The sequence below is a fragment of the Dyadobacter jejuensis genome, assembly GCF_003149085.1.
Lineage (GTDB): Bacteria > Bacteroidota > Bacteroidia > Cytophagales > Spirosomataceae > Dyadobacter > Dyadobacter jejuensis.
In genome coordinates this window covers 157,281-182,566 of sequence record NZ_QGDT01000005.1, presented here as the reverse complement: position 1 = coordinate 182,566, position 25,286 = coordinate 157,281, and the positions used below count along the sequence as shown (strand labels likewise).

The 25,286-nt window shown below is 45.0% G+C and carries 14 protein-coding genes and 1 pseudogene; 4 read left to right on the top strand and 11 right to left on the bottom strand.

All coding sequences use genetic code 11. The features are described 5' to 3' along the window. Positions 1–2: 2 nt before the first annotated feature. The 9 genes and pseudogenes from CLV98_RS23910 to CLV98_RS23905 form a co-directional block, all read right to left on the bottom strand. Positions 3–1,775, bottom strand: a pseudogene (locus CLV98_RS23910) (FAD-dependent oxidoreductase). A gap of 348 nt (positions 1,776–2,123) precedes the next feature. Further along, positions 2,124–2,483, bottom strand: a complete 360-nt coding sequence (locus tag CLV98_RS11985; protein ID WP_109674565.1) for a hypothetical protein — start codon at positions 2,481–2,483, stop codon at positions 2,124–2,126. A gap of 39 nt (positions 2,484–2,522) precedes the next feature. Then, the gene (locus CLV98_RS11980) at positions 2,523–3,551 is read right to left on the bottom strand and encodes an alpha-galactosidase (RefSeq protein WP_109674564.1); all 1,029 of its coding nucleotides are present in this window, start codon (positions 3,549–3,551) and stop codon (positions 2,523–2,525) included. A gap of 112 nt (positions 3,552–3,663) precedes the next feature. Then, the gene (locus CLV98_RS11975) at positions 3,664–4,125 is read right to left on the bottom strand and encodes a DUF5018-related domain-containing protein (RefSeq protein WP_146202269.1); all 462 of its coding nucleotides are present in this window, start codon (positions 4,123–4,125) and stop codon (positions 3,664–3,666) included. Positions 4,126–4,149: 24 nt separating this feature from the next. Further along, the gene (locus CLV98_RS11970; RefSeq protein WP_109674688.1) at positions 4,150–5,934 is read right to left on the bottom strand and encodes a RagB/SusD family nutrient uptake outer membrane protein; all 1,785 of its coding nucleotides are present in this window, start codon (positions 5,932–5,934) and stop codon (positions 4,150–4,152) included. Positions 5,935–5,946: 12 nt separating this feature from the next. After that, positions 5,947–9,036 carry a SusC/RagA family TonB-linked outer membrane protein gene (locus CLV98_RS11965; protein ID WP_109674562.1) on the bottom strand — a complete coding sequence of 1,030 codons (3,090 nt, stop codon included), beginning with the start codon at positions 9,034–9,036 and terminating at the stop codon, positions 5,947–5,949. 422 nt (positions 9,037–9,458) lie between these two features. After that, a complete protein-coding gene (locus CLV98_RS11960) occupies positions 9,459–11,534 on the bottom strand; it encodes an outer membrane protein assembly factor BamB family protein (protein ID WP_229203351.1) in 2,076 nt (691 codons plus the stop codon). A gap of 237 nt (positions 11,535–11,771) precedes the next feature. Next, a complete protein-coding gene (locus tag CLV98_RS11955; RefSeq protein ID WP_109674560.1) occupies positions 11,772–12,746 on the bottom strand; it encodes a YeiH family protein in 975 nt (324 codons plus the stop codon). Positions 12,747–12,903: 157 nt separating this feature from the next. Beyond that, on the bottom strand, positions 12,904–13,881 hold the full coding sequence (locus CLV98_RS23905) for an RpnC/YadD family protein (protein WP_109674559.1): 978 nt from the start codon (positions 13,879–13,881) through the stop codon (positions 12,904–12,906). Positions 13,882–14,541: 660 nt separating this feature from the next. Between CLV98_RS23905 and CLV98_RS11945 the strand changes: the two genes are divergently transcribed. From CLV98_RS11945 to CLV98_RS11930, 4 genes are read left to right on the top strand one after another with little or no spacing between them, the layout of a single operon-like run. Then, positions 14,542–17,799 (top strand): SusC/RagA family TonB-linked outer membrane protein, encoded by a 3,258-nt coding sequence (locus tag CLV98_RS11945; RefSeq protein WP_109674558.1) that lies wholly within the window; start codon positions 14,542–14,544, stop codon positions 17,797–17,799. Between the two features lie 13 nt (positions 17,800–17,812). Next, entirely contained in the window at positions 17,813–19,723 is a 1,911-nt protein-coding gene (locus tag CLV98_RS11940; RefSeq protein WP_109674557.1) for a RagB/SusD family nutrient uptake outer membrane protein, read from the top strand. 20 nt (positions 19,724–19,743) lie between these two features. After that, the gene (locus CLV98_RS11935; RefSeq protein ID WP_158281242.1) at positions 19,744–20,973 is read left to right on the top strand and encodes a DUF5000 domain-containing lipoprotein; all 1,230 of its coding nucleotides are present in this window, start codon (positions 19,744–19,746) and stop codon (positions 20,971–20,973) included. A 42-nt stretch (positions 20,974–21,015) separates the two neighbouring features. Next, positions 21,016–22,068 carry a DUF4998 domain-containing protein gene (locus tag CLV98_RS11930; protein WP_109674555.1) on the top strand — a complete coding sequence of 351 codons (1,053 nt, stop codon included), beginning with the start codon at positions 21,016–21,018 and terminating at the stop codon, positions 22,066–22,068. 152 nt (positions 22,069–22,220) lie between these two features. On the opposite strand, the gene CLV98_RS11925 is transcribed toward CLV98_RS11930, so the two are convergent. Together CLV98_RS11925 and CLV98_RS11920 are read right to left on the bottom strand one after the other, a co-directional pair. Next, the gene (locus CLV98_RS11925; RefSeq protein ID WP_109674554.1) at positions 22,221–23,687 is read right to left on the bottom strand and encodes a BNR-4 repeat-containing protein; all 1,467 of its coding nucleotides are present in this window, start codon (positions 23,685–23,687) and stop codon (positions 22,221–22,223) included. 168 nt (positions 23,688–23,855) lie between these two features. Next, entirely contained in the window at positions 23,856–25,208 is a 1,353-nt protein-coding gene (locus tag CLV98_RS11920; protein WP_109674553.1) for an alpha-L-fucosidase, read from the bottom strand. Between the last annotated feature and the right edge of the window lie 78 nt (positions 25,209–25,286).

Sequence of the window (25,286 nt, the reverse complement as noted above, 5' to 3'; positions counted from 1 at the left end):
GCTTACGAATAACACCTTACTTCGAATAATTTGACATGATCGGCTCCATAGGTTTCGGTCATATTTATCCGGACAGCGGTAGTTTTTTGGCTTTGAAAATGCGCCTTCACCAATCGGGTTATATTATTTTTAACCTGCCCTACCTTTACCCATTGCCCTTTAATTCGTACCTCAAAATCTACCGTTTTGAGTAGTTCGGGAGGGATTTCGGTACCAAAATTCTGGTTTACCTTATGGTCCTTACGCATCATGATATTTCGTTGTAGATTACTGTCGCACTTAATTTCGATGGCTGACAAGTCTACGGGTTTTTCCCACTCCAACTGTACATAGGCGGGTAACCCGTCCGACTGCCAGTGATGCACCTGATCGTCGATATCGCGCGACATACCATCTGTCAATAAGGAAGCTTGGCCCGTGGTAGTGGAAGAGCCAAAGATCGAGCTCGCTTTTGTGGCCAGGTCGTTAGGGTCCTGGGCGGGACGTAACGGAATAAAAACGTCGTCGCGCAGTAATTGTTCCTGTAGGGCCGCCATATGTTTTTGGGCAATATCCCTAGGCAACACGCCTAGTTTAACACATAAAGTAGCTGCGGTGCCCGTGGCCTGGCCCATCAATGCACAAGTAGCTTGAATCCGAGTGGAGGATAAGGCAATATGCGTCTGGCTTACGTTCCTTCCTGAAAACATGAGATTAGCAATATTCTTGGAATACAAGCAACGGAAAGGCACCTCGTAAACTTTGGCAAATTTTTCATGAAAAAAACTAGGAGGCAAATCGAGTCTCTCAATCCCCCCCGGGTTATGTTCATCCAAAGACCAGCCGCCAAAGCCGATGGCATCCGGGTAATGACGATGCCCGGTGAGGTCCTTTTCCGACTATATAAAATCCCCAATAAACCGCCTAGACTCTCTCCTTCCTGGTAGGGCGCCCACCCAATCCAAGGCAAAATTTTCGGACTCAGGGAATTCACCAGAATTTTTTACATAATCCCATACCCCATGCAAATAACCCATAAGCTTATGACGATTGTCTTCTTGCTCATCGATAATATCGAACTCACTACCTAGCTCTACCCACCAAAAACCATCGATAAACTGATTGATGGCTCTATCATGGGCCTTTTCAGCATCATATTTGATCACAAAAGCGGGAGGAGTGTAAGGCATGGGGCGGCCCATATCTTTGGCTTGCATCAGGATAGATGCTCCCATCTGCCACCCATCTGCCTCTTTGGGGGCATATTTCTCATCGAACTCCGACGCCGCCTCCCTACCGGTACGAAATATGGCACCGGCCTTTGCCGCCAGCAGCCCATCCCCCGAACAATCGATAAACACCTGGCCCTGCACCATAAACTCGGTTTCGGTAGTGAGTTGCCAACACCTTGCCGCCGTAATCCGGTCGCCTTTCATGACGGCATCCATGGCTTGTGTGTTGAGCATTAGCGTAAGATTGGACTCTCTCGTTACGAAATCGTATAGTACATGATCCCATACCGGATAGGACTCTTGCGGATTCCTTGCCCGGTTTTCTATCAATATCTCTTCAATAATCCCCGTCTCTCTTTCTGGTAGGCCTTTGGGCTTTAAATGCGCCACCCCGTTGACAGTCACGCGGATCTCACTCGAAGCATTCCCTCCTAGTACGGGACGGTCATTGATAAGTACTGTTTTGGCCCCATTACGAGCGGAAGCAACGGCCGCACAAATACCTGCCATTCCCGCACCAACCACCACTACGTCGTACGATACCGTTTTTTTCCTATCGGGCATAGCCTGAAAGCCGTTGCCCATCACTTCCCATTGCTTGCGGTCGAACTTAAAGGATTCTATTGGTTTTTCGGTCCCTGCTTCCCCGTTCGGAGTTAATTGTGTAACCATCGCTATACCAGCGGCGTTTTTGAAAAAATTTCTACGTTTCATATTTTTTAAGACGAATAGAATATATCACTACTGGTGGGTACTGCTGGGGCAGCCAACTATTGGCGATCCGCGTTTTCTAAAATCGATGAGCCGGCCTATTGCTGGTGGATCATTGCCGATAGTAAAAATACTCCTACCTTATCCATCGTGATAAGTCTAATATTGAATAATAGGCTAAGGATATCTTAGCGGCTAGTGCTAAGACCAAAAGTCAGACACGATCTTTCTGGCTCCTTTATGATATTCCCACAAAAAGTCACCGGTGCGATCGACCACCTTGCTTCCAAAGTGACTAGGCAATACCGACACCATCGGATAGCCGATTTTGGATTTGTACATATCTAAATGCTTTAAAAACTTAGCTTCGGTAATGGCCCCGGTGTCATTGCCTCCCACATGGTCGAGATTTATTGCCCTTCCCGGCGACGACTTATAGGTAATTTCATAATGCGTTTTTACCCTGGCCGGCCAGTCATACTGGTCGTTTAACCAAACATCATTGGTGCGCGTCACGTCGGTATAGCGGGTAAAGAAAATATCTGGAACATGAAATTCCATTTCTATTTTCGGGTCAATATCCTTAGCCGCATGATAGAGTTATTTATGGATAGGCAACATATCGGCCTTGGTATTATAGGACATGTCGATCTTAAATTTCATGACCCCCATCTTATAAAACCGATGAATCACCTCGGAAGCATAACTATAAATGTCGGCTTTAGGGTTTAAATAGCGCATGTCCTTAGGCTTTCGTTGGGCATTATTGGCCTCCCAGCTCCCTAGTAAGTCGGGATACTGCTGGGCTATCATACTCTGCGCATGTATTTTGGGAAAGCCTATCCATAGCCCTGGGGTAAACCCCTTATTTACGATCAGATCCATTGTCTTTCGAAAATCGGGAAACTTCTTAGGGTCGGGAACCCACGATCCAAAACCGGAGTCGATGGTACCATCGGGGAAGGTCCCCCAGCCATGATCCAAGGTCAACTTACCTTTAGGATAGCCCAAGGCGATTAACTCGTCGAGGTATTTTTTGATAAAGTCGTGGTTGAGCAGGTTGAAATGCTCCTGTTTTTTGGTAGATAAAAACTTCTGCTCTACCCATGTACAATATTCCACGTCGGACCAAAATGTAGGAGAGCTGGTCAACGGACTGATGTTAAGGCGTTTCATCATCAAGGTATTATAATCCTTCCAAGCTTTTTCTCCATCGCCATGCTCATCCACAAAGAGCTCCTGCCCCGGAGGGACTTGTACTTTTAGGGTATCTTTACCATCGAAAGAGAAGGTCGAATCTTCATAGCCCTGGCTACTGGTAAAGCCCACCATTTTACCATGGGCATCGATGACTACCGGCGAGCCCGACATTCCTGAGGCCGGCGTAGTAAAGGGGTTATCAACAAAGGCATCCCGTTTATAGTAATAGGCATTCCCTCCTTTTTGGTCGGCACGGCCGCTGCTATAATAAGGACAAAATAAGGGCGGAGTCACTTTGAACTCCATCACAGGCGATCCAGATACCAGTTTGTTCGTTAAAGCTTGAGCCCCGAGTGATGTAGTATCTGTAAGTGATGCCAAAGCTAAGCCGGCACCGGTACTTTTAAAAAACTCCCTTCTAGTTGTCATTTCTTAGATATTCAGGGTTTAACATAGCGGTGCTACCCGACCTATAGCCGGACTAGCACCGCTAAAAAAATAATCAATATATAGTCCGTCGCAGCTTACAGCCTACTACTTTTTACAATCCACTCAGGGTTAGCTTCCATACTTTTTTGGTTTGCCCATCGGCAGCAACCACCTCGTACTGTAAATTATCTTTACTAAAATCGCCTGGCTTGCCCAATACCGGGGCATCCCCGATAGGATGCATGCTAGCGGCCGTAGATAGGTCGGCATACCCTACTACGTTTTGTAGAGACACTTTGCTACGCTCCGATTCGGGAAAGCTCGCACTGGCGGCAGGCAAGGTAATAACCGAAATAATGGTGTTGGTCTCCGAATCGATGGTGTTCTTGGTAGGGAGCTGTACCACATGCAACTTCCCATAGGCTTCTTCGCCTTCCACCCAACGGTATTCGAGTCGAAAATTGGTGATCTCGGCATCTGAAAAAACCGGTAACACCTCTAGATTTGCTTTTAAGCATGAACTCATCAATACAGTTATGAAGAGTAAAGGCCCATATTTAAATAGATTTTTCATCGTATTAACGCTTAAGTTTTATAATTACCATCCTGGATTTTGATCCAAATTTTCATTTTGCTGTCTTTCTTTCTCAGGCACTGGAAATAGATACCGTTTGACGGTAAACTTCTTTTCATTAAGCGACTTATATTGAAAAAGTTCTTTTAACTGAAAGCTCCTGCCGTCACTGCTTATCTCCATGAATTGATGCTGGGTATCGTTGATTTCAGGAATAACGTTGCCCCCATTTTCCATTCCCCAGCGCAGCAAGGACCAATAGCGGTCGTTCTCAAAGAAAAGCTCTACCCTTCTTTCTATCTTATACCATTTCCAAGCTTCTGAAGCCGACAAGCCCGTAGGCAGTTCGGGTAGGCCTCCATGGGCGACCCTGGTTTTATTGATATAGTTAATGGCCTCGGAGGTGTTTCCCAGCCTCAATAACACTTCGGCATAGTTTAGATAGGCACGGCCTAACCTTGTGATAAATTGATGGTAGGAAGTATTGAGGTTCGATTGAAATCTTATTTTCTCATAAATTCCCTTACGCATATAATACCCAGATGGCGTCATATACTGAAAGCCCTTAGTACTGGACAAATAATGCATATTCCCCCCCACACGTGTGGTGACCAAATTATTGAAAAATTTGGTAGAATCTTGAACGATCGAAGCATAAAAACGCTTGTCACGGTGTTTATATATCGCTTCGGACACGTACCCTCCTTGGGCCTTAAAAGTCTTATAATAGCTAGTCTGATCCCATTTCTTAGCCTCTCCATCGGCATCCACCACCAGATAATCGTCCACAAGGCTGACCGAGGGCCATATCTCCGTCCATCCTACAAACTGCTCCACCAAGGCTGGGCTTCCTTTGGTTGCCGACGGCTCCATATTGGGCACCAGTCCCTGCATCATCGTTTGTTGCCCCACCGTTACATTAATATGCTTATAGAGCCCCAGTATCCCCTCGGGAGTACTCAACCCATGATCATAATCGTTAAACATAGCTTCATAGTCGGTATCCAAGGTATACCCTAAGGCTATTAAATCTTCACTGGCCTTTTTGGAAATCTGGTAATATTCTGTTTTTCCTGACTCTATGTAAGCAGCGCCGTGTAAGGAGATTTCAGCCAGCATGGCCAAGGCTGCCCCTTTGGTGAGTTGGCCGGCTGCCACCGCACCCTTGTCGGGCAAAGCCAAAGAGGCTTCTTGCAAGTCCTTAACTATAAAATCGTAGGTCTCTTTGATGGTGTTGGTACGTGGCAGCTTAAAGTCATCTTCTTCACTAAGCACATGATCCACAATCACATATTTACCAAACAAACGTGCTTTTGAGTAATACATTAAGGCACGTAACATTTTGCCCTGGGCTATTAACCCTGCTTTCTCACTTTCTTTGATGCCCGTAGAAGCTGCCACTTTTTCGATGATCAGGTTACAGTCTCGGATAGCTTCAAACGAGTTCTGCTTCGTTGGGCTTATGCTTTTCCACCAATAGTAGGCATTGCTCTTGGCCCATCCAGCATCGAAGAACTTATCCATGAGGTCGCGTACGACAACATTCGACCGTTTGATCAAGACATTATCGGTGTAGTCGTCGTTGCCCACTCCACCAAATCGCGACTGAGGATCAGCCGGGTTGACATATAACTCGGGGATAACCGACATATAGGTGTTATAAATAAACCCTTGTGCTAGATTAATATCATTCCATACGGCCTCTTCAGAAAACTTGTCCAGGGGCTTGGTATTCAGCAAATCGTCGTTGCAAGAGATACCGACAAAGCTTAAGGCCGCAATCAGTATCAATAATTTTATATTTTTCATCTCGTTTTTCAATTAAAATGCGACATTAACACCCAAAGAATAGGTCCTTTGAACTGGATAGCCATAGCTCTGTTCTCCAGCACCAGCTAACTCAGACTGTTCTGGATCAAAGTATTTTTTGATGCCTGAGGCCGTCAGCAAGTTGGTACCGTTGATATACATACGACAGGTCGACAAGAACTTTACGTTCTTCAAAAGGGAATACTTTAAGTCATACCCAATCTGAAAGTTCTTAAGTCGCAGGTAGCGGGCGTTTTTTAAATAATAATCAGAATCTACTACGTTATTTCCTCCATTGACCGCAGAGGTATGCGACGGCCGAGAAAATTCACCATTAGGATTCTGAGGTGACCAAAAGTTTTGTTGATACTCATACACATATTTCCGAGCCTCTCCAGCTACGATCCAATTGTGAAAACCGATGTAGCGACTACCCGTTCCTTGTACCAATCCACTCATAGACCAGCCCTGATAACGAAGGTTAAAATCTACTCCAAAGTTGGTATGAGGCATCGAAGGCAGGCCGACCCTTCTTTGATCCTGGGCATCGATTTTCCCATCCCCGTTGATGTCGGTATACTTAATGTCCCCGGCTTGAGTTTCGGTAGAGGCCAGCAAACGAGGAGCGTTTAGTATTTCAGCACCATTCTGATACAGTCCATCGGAAACGTACACCGAGCCTCCCGCCCAATAGTCGGTGCGGTGCGTCTGACGGGTATATGGGTTCTTAAGTGTCGCCTCATTTTCAGTATCTAGTTGTTCCCATAATTGGTTGAAATACGAGACGTTTCCACCTATTTCATATTGAAGCTTGCCTATATTATTTTTATAACGAAGCACCATATCGAAACCGGCTCTTCTTTGAGCGGAATTGGAGGCAATTTGCGGCAAGTTCTTACCCAATGGGGTGGTATAACGGTCCTTGGGGCTTACGAGATACCCCGTAGTACGGTAGTAAAAGTAATCGAAAGATCCAGTCAGTTTATTGCCAAGACTGGCAAAATCGACCCCATAATTTAAGGAGTTCCTAGTATACCAGGTAAGCTCATTGGGATTAACCAAGTTACCCTCCGAAAATCCGGTTACGAGGCTATTGCCTATGTTATATGCATTGGCTTCTAGGTTATATACCGGTATATATCCAAAACGCTGAACCCCATCAGAAATCCCCGTTTTACCATAGGAAACACGTAGCTTTAGATCATTGATGATGTTTTTACTAATAAGTGGCTCCATAAATCCTTCATCGGCAACATTCCAGCCCACCGATACCGCAGGAAAAAAACCCCATCTTTTGGCAGGAGCAAAGTTGTCGTTACCGTCGTAACGGCCACTAAACTCGATGATATACTTTCCGGCATAGTCGTATTTTAACCTTCCCACATACCCAGCAATGGCTCCTTTAGTCTGATTTCCGTCGTTATCCTTGCCTTCGGCTGGCCCTGCAAATAACTGATCGACCGCACTCGACAGGTAATTTCTTCTGGAAGCTTGTAAGGTTTCACCGTTGGTGGTCGTTTGAGTATATACGGCAGTAGCATCGATGCCATGTTTCCCAAAAGTCTTAGCATAGGAAACACTCGATTCATAATACAAACGATTGGTATAATAAGAAGATACAGACATCGTAGGTGGATTGGCTTTCATCAGCGTTCCATCGCTTAGGTATTGTGGTGCATTATGATTCCAAGTCCGGCTCCAGCCGTCGCCATCGCGATAGTTGGCCATAACCCCAAACGACAATCCATCTACTGACGGCACATGCCACTTGATGTAGGCTTGGCTGTTTAAAAACTTATCTCTATCTTTTTTGTATCCGGCATCCTCGTTGCTAATAGCCAAGGGATGATCTCCTGCCGCTCCTCCTGCCAAGGTTCCATCGGTATTGAAGGCCCGGTAATTGGGGGGTGTATTATTGGTAATCACCTGCCAGATCGACCACATGCCCGCAGAGGGTTCTCTGTATCTTTCAAGACTGGCATTCACGTTGATTCCGAATTCTAAGCCCAATTTCTCCACATGAGAAGTAATATTACTCCGCAAGTTGAAACGGCTAAAATCAACCACATCGGCTTTTAGAATCCCTCCTTGGTCCATATACCCCAAGGACACGAAATAATTGGTGCGCTGATCTCCTCCCCGAATAGAAAGATTATGCTTACTTTCGTTAGCAAACTTTTTAAGGGCCAAGTCAGGCCAGTTATTGTCGGGATATGCTTCTAGGTCACTATGGGTACGGATGATTTCCAGCTGCTCGGGAGTATAGGTAGGTACCGTTCCATCATATGCAGAAGCTTGATTCTGAATCAGCGCATAGTCATAGGAATTAAGCATCTTAGGAAGCACGGTAGGCTGGCTGATCTGATGGTTATAAGAATAGTTGACGTTAATCTTCCCACTCTCTCCTTTTTTGGTGTTCACCAAAACGATACCATTCCCCGCTTTAGAACCATATACGGCCGTTGCTGAGGCGTCTTTCAAAAAGCTGATAGACTGGACATCATTGGGATTCAGCGCATTAAAATCCTCTACACTAGTCACTACTCCATCGATTACATATAATGGGGCCCCTCCCCCCCGTATAGAAACAGAAGGCTTACTTCCAGGTCCGCCTCCATTATTCTGGATCACTAGGCCAGCCACCTGCCCCTGTAGTGCCTGGCCTACATTTGGAAAGGGAGTTTGCTCCAATTTTTTGGCGTCCATGGTGGAAATTGCCCCCGTCATTTTCTTTTTAGACGTAGTACCAAATCCGATTACGACCACTTCCTCCAAGGATTTCTGATCGTTGTCCAAGGCGATATTAATGATGGATCGGCCATTGATGGATTCCTCCTTGGCGGCAAAACCAATATAGGATATCACCAATATTTTGGAATCTTCTGGAGCATCTAAGGTAAAATTCCCGTCTACATCGGTGACCACCCCTATGGTGGTATCTTTAACTTTAATGTTCGCGCCAGGAAGTGGCTGCTGGTCCTCGGCAGAGGTTACCTTTCCCTTAATAATTTGTTGCGCATTCACCTTTTCACCCGATGCCAACAGGCATAAGCAGAAAGCAAACGCCCAAAAACTAAAAGTTTTGAGTTGTAGTAATTTCATAAAGTTTAGAGAAATTGATTAAGTAATTTTTTGAACATATCTTATATTTAATTTGAAATTTTCGATATGATGCAAAATTAGAACTGCCTCAAAACTTTATGTATTTTTCCATTTTATTTTTGTATTCTATAATTCAAACCAATCACTATCTGCCATTTACAAGCATTTTGACATTAACCTGAAACGACTTTTCTTGTTAAGTAATTGATTTTTATTTCAGTCGAGTTCCTGTAAAAGCCCTATACCGCATGGGTAATAGTCCAAGGGCTACTGGTTCCTATCTACCTACAATGGTTGAAGCTGCGGATTTATAATGCGCATCCCTGGCGGCAACATCATAGCCATGTCTGCGTGTGCTCCTTGCAGTACTGACTAATCACCAAGGGCGCAACAGGATTTGTAAAAGTCCCCCCACTCGCTTCTTAGGGTAAGGCAAAGGCTACATACTGATTACCCTTAGGGGTACCCAGCTTAGTACCTCCACAGGCAATCACGACATATTGTTTCCCGGCGATGGCGTAGGTGGCAGGTGTTGCAAAACCAGGAGCTGGCAGAGGAATTTCGAACAATAATGTACCCGAATGCTTGTCATACACCCTAAACTTACCATCCTTTGAGGCAGCTATAAACAAGAGCCCGCTGGCGGTAACAACGGGCCCACCATAACTTTCCAGTCCAGTCGGCTCCTTAGCGATGCCTTTTAAGGATTCTTCATTACCAAATGGAATACGCCATAGATACTCGCCCGTATTTAAATCGATGGCATTGAGCGTTCCCCAAGGTGGTGTAATGGCTGGAAGACCATTTTCGTCTAGAAATTTATTATAACCTGTTGTCGTATAGGGTAGCTGATACTTTCCTTCGGTAGGTTCTGCGCTGGGAGCCTCTATTTTCTCGTCATTAAACAGAAAAGCAATTAAAGCCTGTTTTTCTTCCGTTTTTAACATCGGGAATCCGGGCATCATGCCTTTACCTGTTTTCACCAAGGAAGACACATAAGCCTTATTGTGTCGTTTATTAATGCCAATAAGAGAAGGAAATCCACTAACTGAGTTCCCAGCGAGGGCTTCACCATGACAGCCCATGCAATATTGAGTATAGACTTTCTTACCAGGTGTCATTCCTGCCAACTTTTCCTTTTTGGGGCGGTCGATAATGGTCAGAATCCAGGGCATTTCATTGCTATTGACATACAGGATACCTTCCTTAGGATCGGCGGCGGCTCCCCCCCATTCGGCACCTCCATCGAAACCTGGCAGTATTAAGGTCCCTTCCCTACTCGGAGCAGCCATGAAGCCCTTTCTATAACTCCGAAACCGAACGAGTAAAGAGTCTCTATTAGCCGCATAAGGATTGATATCTGCCTCTGTTAGCGTATGAGAATGTCGGGCAAAAGGCTTAGGCTTGGTAGGTACGGGCTGGGTGGGCCATGATTCCTCCCCAGGGATATCTGAAACTGGGGCCTTTACCTCTTCTATAGGAAACAGTGGGTCCCCAGTTTCTCTATCAAATAAAAACACATAACCTTGCTTGCTGACTTGTGCGACGGCATCGATTCTCTTACCCTGATGCGTGACAGTAATCAGATTGGGTGGGGCGGGCAGGTCCCGATCCCACATATCGTGATGGATGGTTTGAAAATGCCATATTCGTTTGCCTGTCTTCGCATCTAGGGCGATCAAACAGTTGGCAAACAGATTTTTCCCCTTTCGATTGCCCCCATAAAAATCAAACCCTGCCGACCCAGTCGGCACATAAAGGATTCCCCGCTCCTTGTCAACAGCCATACCCGCCCAATTATTGGCTCCTCCCGTATAATTATTCTTATAGGCATCGGCAGGAAATGTTTCATAACCATATTCCCCAGGATAAGGTATGGTATGAAAAGTCCAGACTAATTCGCCCGTCTTCACGTTAAAGGCTCTAATATCCCCAGGGGCAGCGTCGGACCCTTCCGATACCCGAACCGGCACGACAATCAGGTCATCAAAGATGGTCCCCGGTGTATTAGAAACGAGGTATTTGTTTTGAGCCACCATAGGAAGTCCCAGGTGTAAATCTATTTTGCCATTATTGCCAAATGTAGCTATAGGTCTTCCTGTTTGAGGGTCTAGGGCATATAAATAAGCGCCCATAGCGTGTAAGATTCGTTCGTCTTGACCATCCGTCCAATAGGCCAGCCCACGATTGGTATTAGAAACTTTATTACTATCGTCCTCAAAAATCCATTTTTGTTTTCCAGTCGCCCCATCCAAAGCAAAAGCCTGCCCTCCCGCTGCAACGCCAAAGAGTACCCCGTCTATCACTATCGGACTCGCTTGGGTCTGTCCTGAATCGGGCATGGTATAGGTCCAAGCTACTTGTAGTTTAGCTACGTTTTCAGGATTGATCTGAGTCAAATCGGAATAATGGTTCCTGTCAGGACCTCCCAAATATTCGGGCCAATCCAGCTCCATTATCGCCTTCCGCTCGCCTTCAACATGACAAGTCAATAACATACAAGAGGTCACAACAAGCAATAACTTATTCATAGGAGTTTTATGGGTCTGTTTTATGATTGATCACCAAGGGTTGGCACCTGTCCTGAACTTGAGGGAAAGGTTAAAAGGTAAAGTCACTATCAGGGCCATTCTACCTCAAAAAATGTTAGCATTTTGAAGCGATGACCCAATTAACTAATGCATCACCCACAGCATGTTACGAATAGGAGAAAATATATCCAGACCCGTTTATCATTAAAAATGCCATCCCGCGACCAATAGCAAGCCAAGAAATGAAATGAGCACCCAAAGAAGAAGCCCTTGGAGGAAAGGCCCCAGCCCCACCGTCTTCCAAACGGATCTGGTGAGCCCCGTTCCAATCAGAAACAAGGATATTTTAAGGCCAATATGTGCCAGTGCGCCCAAAAGGTATGACATATTAGCCACAGCTGGTATAAAGTTATTAGCCAATACAGCTACTAAAAACAGTCCAATAAAATAAGGAATACGAATCCGACGAATGGCTCCATGGCTGTAGAAAGTGGAAATACAAGAGATAGGGATAATCCATAATGCCCTGGCCAATTTTACGGTGGTTGCGAGCTCCAATGACTCTACTCCATATACGCCTGCCGCACCAACCACGGAGCTTGTATCATGAATGGCCAAAGCGCACCATAGGCCAAACTGACGCTGTGAAAGGCCAAAGTAATGACCCAACCACGGAAAAACCAATAGAGCTAATGCATTTAGAATGAATATACAGGCCAAAGCCAGGGATACCTGTCGTTCTTTGGCGCGGATAACCGGCGAAAGTGCTGCTATAGCACTGCCACCACAAATAGCTGTACCTGCTGAAATCAGAAAGGAGACCTTAGGATCGACCCTAAAAGCCTTTCCTAGACCATATCCCAATGCTAAAGTGCAGACGATCGAAAACATGGTCAACAAAACACCCCGAGCCCCTACCTGAATTACTCGTTGCAAGTCCATCCCAAAACCTAAACCGACCACCGATGCTTGTAAGAGCCACTGAACAACCTTATGATTATACTCCAAATAGGGATGACCTAGCACGAGTGCGAATGCTACACCCATTACCAGCCCCCCTACCGCTCCTACAAAAGGAGTTGCACAAATTGTCAGCACCAAAACAAAGGCTCCAATTCGCGTTTTTTGGTGAACCCCTATAGGAAACTCTTTTTTAAAAATACTCTCGCGAAAATCCATGGCTTAGCTACTAGTTTAGGCCACAAATATCCACATTAGACGAAGCTAGCAAAAATGATAAAAGGTAATAGATCATAACAAAATGTTATAGTCGTATCCCTTTGAAAAATTAAACATTTACTCAAGGACAAGTAGAAAACCTCTCTTGGCACTAGCCTTATATCCCCATATCCATCTCCTTTCGTATATTAACCACATATTCTACAGATACCTCAAGGGCGGATGCAATTTGTGCGTTGGTAAGAATGGAGGACTTTACCAAATTTCGGGCAGTTTTCTCAATGCCCTTTTCGATACCTTTTGCGATACCTTCCTCGATACCTTGTTCAAGACCCTTTTCAATACCTTGTTCAAGACCCTTTTCGATACCTATCTTTTCGGCATGATCTAATACTAATTCCCTGATTCCCATCGATCTGTCATTTTTAGTGATTTCATTTATTTCTTGCTCAAACTGTCTAGCATAATCCTGATCCTTAAACTGAACATAAACTTGCAAAAAAATAATCAGTTTGTCAATTTTTGACGCCGAAACCCTGTGGTGCAGTAAGTTACGTAATAAACCACGTTTCATCTCAAATAGTTCTTGATCTGACAGTTCCTTCTTTCTTAAAGTCATCAGAACCGTCAGAATGACGGCGGCAAAAGGGTTACTATCATTTCTTAGCGTCTCCTCATCCTGATCGAGCACTTTATACGTATTGAACCGAAATATCAAGCTAGTACCCAGAAAGTCGTATTTATAAAATTCTGGACGGTATTTCCGATCCCGATCAGTAAAAATGGCTATAGCCGTCACCGATTGACGATACCGATCGAGTATCCGATAAAAATAGGTATGCATACGTGATGGAAAGCTGTTGTCTCTATAACCCTGAATCTCCACATGAACCAATACCCACTTTTCCTCGGAAGAACTTTCTTCAGTTGCCTTGGTAAATACTTTAATGAGCTTATCAACGAATTTAGGAGATAGGGCTTCCTCATCTGGAAACAGATCTGCCAATTCCTTATCTAGGAAAGCAAAACCTCTATCCAGATCAAACAAACTGTCCGCATCTCTAAAAAAGAAGCGTAAAAAATCGTCGGCGACATTTTCCAAAATCCCCTTCCACAAATAGTCGTTGCGGTTCATAGGTCTAAAGTTAGCAAATTGCGTACATCTATGCCCACCAATTGGTTCTTTGTTTTTTTCGGTGTTTGTACAACAATCTCCTTAGGAGAGGAGAGAATTAAATCACATTCCAACAAAACCTAATTCCCTGCATCCAATTCTATGGATGAGTTAACCGATTATCTGGCCTCGTACCTAGGTTTTAAGGCAAACCGTTGGAGGATTTAGAAAAAACGATCTGATTTAGCATCGCTTAATCCATCGAGTAGTAATACACTTTCCTAATGTGCGAGTTTGTATATATCCTAAATTTAATAGATTTTTTTATAAATTTTAAGTCCACCTAAAATACTATTTCTACAAAACTATCCTGTACTGTCGGACGCTCGTGCAAATTTTAGTAGAAAAACAACATCCAGTCTGAAAAAATCTAGCTAGCGGATCAAAAATTCGGCCTTCTAGAGATTAGTAGCAATATACAATATACCTAAAGTACTATTTTATATAACTTATTACATACTAAAAACACAGACCACTGTTGCTACATAACGTTAGAATCACAAATCTATTTACTTTATTTATATAAATTTTAGTACTTTATATTCAACTTAACCAAGCAGTTGCCTATGCAATAAACACTGATTTCCATATTTTACTCACCATTCCAAATTCAATTCATGTATGAAAAAGCATTTACCACTAAACAGCCATGTGGTTAGCATAGCTCGTGCCTATCTGGTACAGTCCATGCTAATTTTAAGCTTGGTAATTTTCAATAGCCAGCATGCCAGAGCCAGCTATGAAGCTACCGAAAAGACGGTTAAGGGACGAGTCGTTGACCCCGAAGATCAATCCGGAATTCCCGGTGTTACCGTTTTAGTGAAAGGAACGACGGTCGGAGTGAATACCGACGCCGACGGAAAATACAGCATAACTGTCCCTAGCAATAAGGATATTCTCTCCTTTTCTGCTGTGGGGTTTGTAACACAAGAGATTACCGTCGGCAATAAATCTATCATCGACGTCACCTTACAAACTGATGAGAAAGCGCTCGATGAAGTCGTAGTAGTAGGTTTTGGGACTATTAAAAAGGATGCAGTTGTAGGGGCGATGACGTCCGTAAAGCCGGGAGAGTTAAAAGTCCCGGCTAGCAACCTTACCACCGCACTTGCAGGAAGAGTTTCGGGGCTTATATCTTACCAAACTTCCGGTGAGCCAGGTGCCAATAACGCTCAATTCTTTGTAAGAGGGGTAGCCTCCTTCAATAATCAGAATGGCCCCCTGATACTCATCGACAACGTTGAGCTTACCGTCGACGACTTGGCCAGGCTACAACCCGACGACATCGAGAGTTTTTCCGTATTAAAAGATCCTACAACAACGGCCATTTATGGGGCTAGGGGCGCCAATGGAGTAATATTGGTTACCACCAAGTCGGGTAATAATGGACCTGCCGTGGTGAGTATACGGGTAGAAAACTCGATAAGCACACCCGTTTCTCTGATAAAAATGGCCGACCCAATCACCTATATGCGACTGCAAAACGAAGCAGAAAGGACTAGGGGTCGATTTGCCACTTATACCGAAGAGAAGATAAAAGGTACTGAAAGAGGCTTAAATCCGAATGCCTACCCTGCAGTCGACTGGTATGATATGCTCTTTAGAGATAACACCAACCAACAAAGGTTCAATTTGAATGTACGAGGTGGAGGAGTAAAAGCGCGTTATTACGTGGCTGGCTCATACACCCACGACAACGGGTTGATCAAATCAGACCCCAGCAATCCGTTTCAAAGTAATATTAACCTAGACAGGTTCTTACTTAGGGCCAATGTCAATATTGACCTTAGCCCTAAAACTGAAATGGTCGTACGGCTGCATTCAACTTTGGACAACCTAAAAGGGCCTTTGCAAGGAGGTAACGCCATGTACAATGCCGCTATTCGAACCAGTCCCGTGCGGTTTGCCCCAATCATAGAGCCTACTGGAAACCTGGTGGGAGTTCCTCATATCACTTTTGGTAACGACTATGGCCCTAGAGGATCGACTACTTCAGGAAACGAGGCCGCATGGTTTAATCCTTATGCCGAACTACAGCGAGGCTATAGAGATACCCGTAGGCAGCTGTCCCTGGTACAACTAGAGCTTAACCAAAAACTCGATGTCATCACCCAAGGCTTAAGTCTTCGGTTTTTGGGAAATGCCAATACCAGCTCTTATTTTGAAAATAGAAGGGCCTACTCCCCTTATTTCTATAGAATTCAAAGTTATGACCAACTCAACGATACGTATAGTATGGTCCGTACTAAGGCTGGCTTAGAAGCCCTCCAACTAGAGCCTGGCAGCAGAACCAACTCTTCGGTGTTCTATGCCCAAACGGCTATCGATTACGTTCGGTCTTTTAATAAACACAATACCCAAGGTTTAGTGGTGGCCCTCGCTCAGGAGTTTTTGGATGCCAACGCTTATACTGTCGCTGCGTCACTTCCTAGCCGAAATCTAGGAATCTCTGGACGCTTTAATTATGACTACGACAATCGATATTTCGCTGAAGTAAACTTTGGCTATAACGGGTCAGAACGGTTTGCCACGGATAACCGTTGGGGATTCTTCCCATCGTTTGGAGTGGGCTGGCTTGTTTCTAACGAAAAATTCTTTGCTCCTTTGAGTAATACCATTAGTCGACTTAAGTTCCGCACCTCATTTGGTTGGGTCGGCAACGACAAAATCGGTAGTTCTAATGCCAGTGACCGGTTTTTCTATCTGTCAGAAGTGAATCTTGCCTCCGGTCAAGCTGGGTCTACTTACGGTAAACGTTTCGATAAAGTGGTAAATGGGGTTTCCATTTCACGCTATGCAAATGCCCGCGTCACCTGGGAACGTGCCAGAAAGATGAATATCGGTATGGATCTGAATTTGCATCAGGACGCTATTCAGCTAAGAGTAGACTATTTTACTGAAACCCGATCCAGTATCCTCCAGACCCGGTCCGACATTCCCTCTACCCTCGGCTTACAAGCTCCCTTAAAGAGCAATGTAGGCGCTGTAGAGGCTTGGGGAGTTGACGGATCTTTGGATATTAACCACAGTTTTGCGAACCAGCTATGGGTCACCGCTCGAGGAACCTATACGTTCTCCGACAACCGGTATAAGGTATACGAAGAACCCAATTATGCCGCTATCGGTGCTCCTTGGGTGTCCAATATTGGCAATAACGTCAATGTCAGCAAGGGACTTATCGCAGAAAGGTTATTTGTAGATGATGAAGAGGCCAGGAACTCACCACAGCAATTCGGTACTCCAGGACTCGACTATGGTGGTGGAGACCTGAAATACAAGGACCTAAATAAAGATGGAGTGATTACGGCCCTTGACTTAGTACCGATAGGAAAACCAACGGTACCAAAGGTCACCTATGGTTTTGGTGCTTCTATGGGTTATAAAAAAATTGACTTCAATGTCTTTTTCCAAGGCCTGGCAGAAACCTCCTTCTCCATTGACCCCGTACGTACGGGTCCGTTTGTCAATAGTATTACGGGAACTCTTTCCAATGACCCCCTTACACTTTCCTCTGCCAACGGCATACTTTCTGAGAATGGACTCATTCAAGCCTATGCCGATAATCATTGGTCAGAAGAAAACCCGGATGTATATGCATTATGGCCTCGCCTATCGACGACCATCAACGCCAATAATACGCCCAATAGCACTTGGTGGATCAGAGATGGGTCATTTGTAAGGCTCAAACAGCTTGAAGTAGGCTACACCGCCATCAAGAACACCAAAAAGTGGGGGATGTCGAACCTGCGGGTATATGTTACCGGAACCAACTTATTCACTTGGTCCGCATTCAAGATGTGGGATCCCGAACTGGGAGGGAATGGATTCAATTATCCTCTACAAAAAGTGTTCAATTTAGGTATTCAAGTGGGCTTTTAATTGTAACGATACTATGAAAAATAAATATATAACCCTGCTCTTCACACTGGCGATCAGTTTGCTGAGCGGATCCTGTGGTAAATTTCTGGATGTAGTCCCAAGCAATATTGCCGTCATAGAGGAGGCCTTCGAAACGCGCGATAATGCCGAACGCTTCCTGGCTACCCTGTATAACTATTTGCCTGCCTATGTCTCCGACAACAACCCGGCCATGACGGCAGGTGATGAAATCGCTGTCAATGAAAATGTTTCCCGAACTTGGGCCGGACATATCCTATCTAGAGGTGGACAGAATAAAGTGGGGCCGCTATTGGGGTATTGGGGCAATACAGGCTCTGTACGGAATTTATTTATAGCCCTGCGCGACTGCAATATTTTCCTAGAAAACGTAGACAAACCCTTCGATATCCTACCCAATGAGATGGAGAGATGGACGGCCGAAGCCAAGATTCTGAAGGCTTATTTTCATTTTTACCTGTTAAGGATGTACGGTCCCATACCCCTTGTCCGCCAAAACATAGAGGTTAGTGAAGGACTCGATGCGGTAAGGGTTTCCAGAGATCCGGTCGACGAAGTAAACGAATATATTGTTGAACTCCTAGATGAGGCCATTGCCAACCCAGAACTCCCATTGACGATCACCGACGTAGGAACCGAGCTTGGTCGGCTCACCAAAGTAGCCGCCTATGCCCTAAAAGCTAAAGTGCTCGTTACGGCGGCCAGCCCTTTATTCAATGGAAACAGTGACTATGCGAGCTTTACCAATAAAGATGGGACTCCACTTTTTGCCACTAGTTACGACGAAAACAAATGGATTGATGCCGTTCAGGCCTGTAAGGAGGCCATAGAAGTGGCTGAAATGAACGGGCATAACCTGTTTACATTTAACAAGAATGAGCTCCCAAATTCTAGCGATTCCACCTATACCAAGCTCACAGTGAGAGGAGCAATGACCGAGCCCTGGAATAACGAATTACTCTGGGGTGGTTCTAACAGTACTTTTACTGCCGGTTTCCAGGCAAGGGCTCAAGCCAAAATCAATCCGCTGTTAACAGCCGAAAGCCGGGAAAGCACCAGTTCGTTTTGGTCCCCTCCTCTTCGCATTGCCGAATTGTTTTATTCTAGCAATGGGGTACCTATCACCGAAGACAAAAACTACGACTACGCCAACCGGTATGCCACAGCCACAGCCACGGCAGATTACCGATATTATATTAAGGAAGGGAAAGTTACGGCCAAGCTTAATTTCGACAGAGAACCGCGCTTTTATGGGTTTCTGGGTTTCGACACCGGCATATGGGAAGGACATGGCCAGCTCGACAAAGCCTCCTATTTTGTAGAAGCCAAAAGAGGACAAAGAGCGGGAATCCTCGACGCAACCCGCTATTCCCTTTCTGGATACTTCGCCAAAAAGATAGTCCATTATGAAGCGGTGCAAAGTGCCCCCAACAGTGGTTATTCTGCAGAAAGGTATCCCTTTCCCATTATTCGGCTCGCCGATTTATACTTACTGTATGCAGAGTCCTTAAATGAAGTCGGTAGAACGGCCGAAGCATATCCCTGGATAGATAAAATCCGAGAAAGAGCAGGACTTAAGGGCGTAGTAGAATCCTGGAGAGAGCATTCCCAATTTCCTGACAAACCCTTGAACAAGGAAGGATTTCGCGATATTATCCAGCAAGAAAGGCTTATTGAACTAAGCTTCGAAGGACACCGTCTTTGGGACTTAAGGAGATGGAAAAAAGCAGAAATATACATGAACGCCCCCATTAGGGGATGGAATATTCAAGGAGAAGATACCGAAAGTTATTATAACATTCTGGTATATGGCCGGTATCAATTCTCGAGCCGCGATTACTTCTGGCCTATTTCGGAAACGGACATTTTGGCCAATCCTAATTTAGTTCAAAACCCTGGATGGTAACTCCTTAAATGACAATCATTATGAAATCATATGCACAAATAAAATGCCTATTTTTTTCCACTTTGATGGCTCTGTTATTTTCTTGTGGGGATGACAACTTTCATGGCCCCATCGAAAAGGACAACACGCCCCCTGCTCCGGTAACGGAAGTACAGGTAAAAAATACGGCCGGTGGAGCGGAGTTGGTTTATCAACTACCCTCCGACCCTGACCTGCTCAGGATAGAAGCCACCTTTTCGAGAGGAACCGAAATCATCACTAAGACTTCCTCCGTCTTCAAGAATGTAATCACTCTCGATGGCTTGAAGTCGGGCCAGGAAATTGATGTAACACTTACTTCCGTAGACAGAAGCAATAACCATTCGACCCCCGTGGTTGTGAAGGTTACCCCACTTAGGGCCCCTATCGACGACCTCTTCGACAGCTTTAGTCTTAAAGAAGATTTTGGTGGAGTACGCCTATCCTACGATAATAAGAGTGAGGTGCAGGTAGAAATACAAATCCTGAAAAAAAATAAGGAGAGTGGTCTTTACCAATACCAATCCTCTGCGTTTATTTCGAACAACCAACGTACTGGATACAGCTTTAGAGGATTTGAACCCGAACAAGCCGACTTTGCTGCCGTGGCCATAGACCGATGGAATAATATTAGCGACACTATATTCGCTAATATCACCCCGATACAGGAACAACTCTTGGATATTCAGAAGTTTAAAAAGATAGCCCCAGCCATCCCTAACGACTCCAAAGATGCCTTTGGCTGGATTATTGAAAACTTATGGAATAATAATATCAATGGCAGTGGATTCCATACGAGCCAAACGGATGGAGGGGCCCTAATTGCCCCTTATACCGAGCCGTATCCGGTATTTTCCTTCGATTTGGGGGTTACCGCCAATATTAGTCGAATCAAATTTTGGCAACGCCAAGGCACTTGGATCTTCGCTCATGGAAACCCTCGAAATTTCGAGATTTGGGGGATAGACAAGATCCCGGCTAATTATGATGGGACCTCCATGGAAGGATGGACACGACTGGTCGAAGAAGGGGAAGTGAAGAAGCCGTCGGGAGCGGCCCTCGGCCAAAACAGTGCCGACGACGTAGCCCAAGCAGCCTCTGGCGAGGAGTTCGAATCTGTAGATCCGTCCAAGCCCATCCGCTACATTCGTTTCGTCAATAAGAAAAATTGGTCGGGTGCCAACTTCATTCACATCATGGAAATAAACCTATGGGGTAAGGTGTTGGAATAAGGACCAATTAGGATTTTTTGATCAACTATTAAAAATGATCTCATGAGCATATACAATCAATATAAAAAATGGTCTTTGCCCATTTTCCTGTTACTACTTATGGCCGCGTGTACTTCATTGGAAGACACCTTCAGCGAATTCAGCAAAGTCCCTGAGTCGACCTATGTCGGTACGGCCGATACCATCATCACCCAATCGGGATTCGAAAAAGTACGCTTTGCGATCGTCTATAATGCCGATCCAAAAATAACGAAGGGAGAATTAAAAATCCTGAATGATACCCTGACCCACCGTTTTACGATCAACAGGAAACATAATGGCACCGATACGGCTTTCGTAGACTTGGCCATTCACGAGGGTACCTATAGATTTGTAGCCACGTTGATGGACGACTCTGGAAACAAATCGCTGGAGAAATCGATACTCGTCAATGTGTTGGGAGAAAGTTTTGTAAAAACTTTACTGCCCAAGGAAATTACGGGGGTGAAGTTTCAAAAGTCTAACCTACCGGCTAGCAATGGTGCTTTGGTAAGTTTTGGAAAAAACCATGAAGGGCTTAAAAATGTACGTCTTCTTTATCAAGATGCTGCCGGAAACCCACAAGAAGTATGGCTCGGAAAGTTCAACACTACCATTCTACTGAACGATTTCAAGCCTGCCAGTAAGCTGATAGCACAGACGATCTACGAGCCTACTAATCCCTTCAATGAATTTATGCCAGAGACGGTGACGGAAGTACTTTTACCCAAATGCAATGGTTTGTCCACCGTAAGTAGTTCCACGGAGCGACTTACCTTCCCGACCACGCAAACCAAGACCACTTCCCAGGCCCAGTTCCTGCTATCGTCCACACAGTGCATCATTGATAAGCTCAGCGTTACCGCCACGGCTCCATTTCAGGTTAGCCTTGCTCAGAACGGTCCGTTTACCGCCAGTGTTACGATAGACAGTAATGTAGTAAACAAGCCAATTTACGTATCATTTAAGCCGGTGTCAGCCAAGGACTCCACCTTTACTGGAGGCATCAAAGTGAGTGCCACCAACGTTAAGGACTCTACCCTGGTGGTTCTATCGGGTTACGAAAAAAGTATATAATTAGAACCTGAAATAAATAAACTAGCCTATTCCACCACGCGGAGGAATAGGCTAGTTTGTTTTTTGCTGAAGCTATACTTTATCATGACCGCCATCGTGGTAAACGAGCCTTCGACAGCCTCTACCGTTAGTTAATGGTCGTAGGAGATGTCCTAGTCCTGTACTTTAACGGGAGTGATCATGTCTTCTGTAGCATGGCGAGGCAACTGAAATACATCCCCTTGGCGGTTGGTAAAGTAGAGGTAGGACTCAGAGGGTTTCCGACCGTGGCCATCGGCCCAGATACCGTAAAAGTCGGGATGGGCGTGGTGCGGTTTGCGCACATAAGTATGGTTCATGGCACTATTCTTAGTCATTTGCTTAGCCAGTGCCCAACTTTTCCCGCCATTTTTACTTTCCCACATGGCCACTTCGCCACCAGGATTATAGGCTTGGGGGCCATCGATGGTGGGCCCTATCACTTTAATCCGATTTTTAGATTCTATAAATATAGATCCCATATCATAATTACTATCGGAAGTAGTGACCACACTGGACTTCCACTCATTTTTGGGAGCCCGATAAAACGTCCAGTTGCGAGGATTGTTTCCTGGCCCAGCCTCAAACCCCTTGCTAGATATGACCAGAATGGCAGGCTTTTGTTTTTGATCGAATGCGATATCTAATAGATAGCAGTTGAGCTTTTCGCTGGCATAGTCATGTACCACCGCCAGGTTTTCGGCATTCGTCAAAGGCAGTGTAGCACGCTGCCCCTGAATATTTTGCCATGTTTCACCAAAATCGGCAGTCTCCAAATATTGTAAATTAGTACGATAATTGAGTCCCTTTCCATCAGGATGGTAGTCGAAGGCCACCCCTACTTTGCCATTCGACTCGGCACTTACCTGATAATGCCCCGTCTGAATATGTGCCAACACTTTCCATTCGTTCCACTTTACACCATCTTTACTCGTATTAAACCCGATAACCCTATTCCCTTTCTTGTTGTATTTAGTAAACAAGGCAATAAAGCCCTTTCCCTTGATGGGGTACACCTGAAAGTAAGAGAAATTATTGAAAGGCTTCTCTTCCCCATTCACCATTTCGGTGGCAGCGATTGTTTCAAAGTCTTCGATATCATAGGGCTTCTTACTTTTATGGATATAAGATGGCCGTGTGGTACCATGAGAAGTAGAGAATATCCATATATACCCCTCATTGTCAATAGAAATAACGGGATTATCGTGGGCATCTGTGGTTTTCTTGTCCAGCAACGTTACAGGGTTGGCCACCTTACCCGTTCGATGATCAAAATAAGAAACATTATGCAATAAAGTCGAATTTTTATCGTCTGTTCCTCCAAAGCAAAAAAAGGTTTTGTTTACCTTGGGGGCATACATGGCAAAGGGCCTGTGGTTAGCAGGGTATACGGCTAAGCCCCCACTGTATTTGTACACATATTCATCGTTGGAGGGTTGGTTCATATACCAAATCCCCTTAAAGCCATTGGCTTTTTTCTGAATCAACTCTGCTTCGGCATACTTGTTATCAGGATGCACTTTTTTGGCTTGGCCCCAGGAGGGCGTTGTCAACAGCACCGTACCTACCATGCTGTACAAAACATTACGAAAAGAACTCATTGAAAATATCACTTCTGTTTAAGGGTTAGATAAGGCAACCACCTAGGTATCTGAGCGGCTACTTTACTTCATTAGAACTACCCAATCAGAGGATCATTAGGCTATATTCTACTGATAATTTTTTGGATTCAACCTACATGACGCCATACACTCAGTCGGCTTACGGTCCTAATAGCAAGCCAAGTTCTTAATCATCGGACTGCCAGCCGACTTCTCAATCACCAGTTTGATGGCGTCAAAATCGCCTTCCTGAAGCGATTCGATTCTTTTATGGCCAATGCTACTCCCCTCGGCTATCCGTTGCCAGTCCCCTTTTCTTTGACCATATAGTGCATATTCGCGTACCCTTTGGCCCAATGCAATATCTTCCTGAATAATGACATCTCTAATATTTTGAGGCTTGGCAAATTGGACGGTTAATGTATTTAGACCTTTTCCAGAAGTGCTCCCTAATAACTTTGAAAATCTTTTGTCTACCTGATCTCCAAATTCCTTTAGCCGATTTACATCGGCATCGGGAACTAGCCCTCGGTCATCTACTACCACGCCGAGTAGCATGTTGGTATTCCTTCCGACGGTTTCATTGTATCTGGATTTAAGATCCTCCAAGGAGCGAATTTTATCTTCTTCCCCTTCCTTCCAAAACCACCCGCCTAGGAAGGCATGTTTGCGCAAGGGAAAATCAGCCTCGCCGGGGCACCAAAAGGCACCGTCAGGACTACCATTCAGACCTTTTATTTGGATAAGACCAGTGGCCGAAGTCGTGGAGTCGGCTTGCGACCAACAGGGGTAAGGAGCTACTCCGTTTTCGTTGCCCACCCATCGTATATTGTTTTCATAGCCATAGGGGCCTTGAAAGGCTGCTGCCTTGGGTTGGTATTTTTTCAGCAGAGATAGCATCTCAATTCCTCCTTTGTCGGGGGGCAGCACACCCCCATCGAACCAAATCTCGAACAATTCTCCATATTGTGTCCACAGTTCCGTCAACTGAGTTCTTACAATTTGTTTATACTTTTCTTGGTCCTCTTGGTTTCCTGAAAGTACCCTACCCGGATTATTAACCTGAAAGTAGGCATTTACCGAGGCACTGGCGTAGAGACCCGGCTTAATCCCGTATTTTTTGCAGGAAGCTATGAAGTCTTTTACAATATCGCCTTTGCCGTTTTTCCAGGGTACGTTTTTTACGCTATAGTCATGGGCACTCGTTGGCCAAAGGCTAAATCCGCTGCAATGTTTGGCGACTAACACCGCGTATTTAGCTCCAGCGGCCTTGGCCGACTTAAGCCATTGATCGGTATCCAGCTCGGTGGGGTTAAATTTGGAGACATCGGGCTGGTAATTCCAATCCTCCCTAAACAAATAAGTAGGCTCAAATACCTGCATATCCAGATGGTACATGACGCCAATCTCTGCCTCCGACCATTCTATTTGTGGCTTGGTAGGCAATATATGTTTAACGTTCTGGCTCCTAACCGTCACTGAACTAGTCCATAATACTAGTAGGAGAAAGATTTTTTTCATTGCTTGGTGATATTTAGGTTTAGGTAAGGCTTAGGAATAGTGTCTTTGGGGCCTTTGTTGAAGGAGGCCGTTACTGCT

What these genes read in the sequence shown, in the direction of transcription:
- CLV98_RS11935 (WP_158281242.1), top strand. Translation starts at nt 19,744, where the DNA reads ATGAAATCATATGCACAAATAAAATGCCTATTTTTTTCCACTTTGATG.
- CLV98_RS11930 (WP_109674555.1), top strand. Translation starts at nt 21,016, where the DNA reads ATGAGCATATACAATCAATATAAAAAATGGTCTTTGCCCATTTTCCTG.
- CLV98_RS23905 (WP_109674559.1), bottom strand. Translation starts at nt 13,881, where the DNA reads ATGAACCGCAACGACTATTTGTGGAAGGGGATTTTGGAAAATGTCGCC.
- CLV98_RS11945 (WP_109674558.1), top strand. Translation starts at nt 14,542, where the DNA reads ATGAAAAAGCATTTACCACTAAACAGCCATGTGGTTAGCATAGCTCGT.
- CLV98_RS11975 (WP_146202269.1), bottom strand. Translation starts at nt 4,125, where the DNA reads ATGAAAAATCTATTTAAATATGGGCCTTTACTCTTCATAACTGTATTG.
- CLV98_RS11955 (WP_109674560.1), bottom strand. Translation starts at nt 12,746, where the DNA reads ATGGATTTTCGCGAGAGTATTTTTAAAAAAGAGTTTCCTATAGGGGTT.
- CLV98_RS11965 (WP_109674562.1), bottom strand. Translation starts at nt 9,036, where the DNA reads ATGAAATTACTACAACTCAAAACTTTTAGTTTTTGGGCGTTTGCTTTC.
- CLV98_RS11940 (WP_109674557.1), top strand. Translation starts at nt 17,813, where the DNA reads ATGAAAAATAAATATATAACCCTGCTCTTCACACTGGCGATCAGTTTG.
- CLV98_RS11925 (WP_109674554.1), bottom strand. Translation starts at nt 23,687, where the DNA reads ATGAGTTCTTTTCGTAATGTTTTGTACAGCATGGTAGGTACGGTGCTG.
- CLV98_RS11920 (WP_109674553.1), bottom strand. Translation starts at nt 25,208, where the DNA reads ATGAAAAAAATCTTTCTCCTACTAGTATTATGGACTAGTTCAGTGACG.
- CLV98_RS11985 (WP_109674565.1), bottom strand. Translation starts at nt 2,483, where the DNA reads ATGGAATTTCATGTTCCAGATATTTTCTTTACCCGCTATACCGACGTG.
- CLV98_RS11980 (WP_109674564.1), bottom strand. Translation starts at nt 3,551, where the DNA reads ATGACAACTAGAAGGGAGTTTTTTAAAAGTACCGGTGCCGGCTTAGCT.
- CLV98_RS11960 (WP_229203351.1), bottom strand. Translation starts at nt 11,534, where the DNA reads ATGTTATTGACTTGTCATGTTGAAGGCGAGCGGAAGGCGATAATGGAG.
- CLV98_RS11970 (WP_109674688.1), bottom strand. Translation starts at nt 5,934, where the DNA reads ATGAAAAATATAAAATTATTGATACTGATTGCGGCCTTAAGCTTTGTC.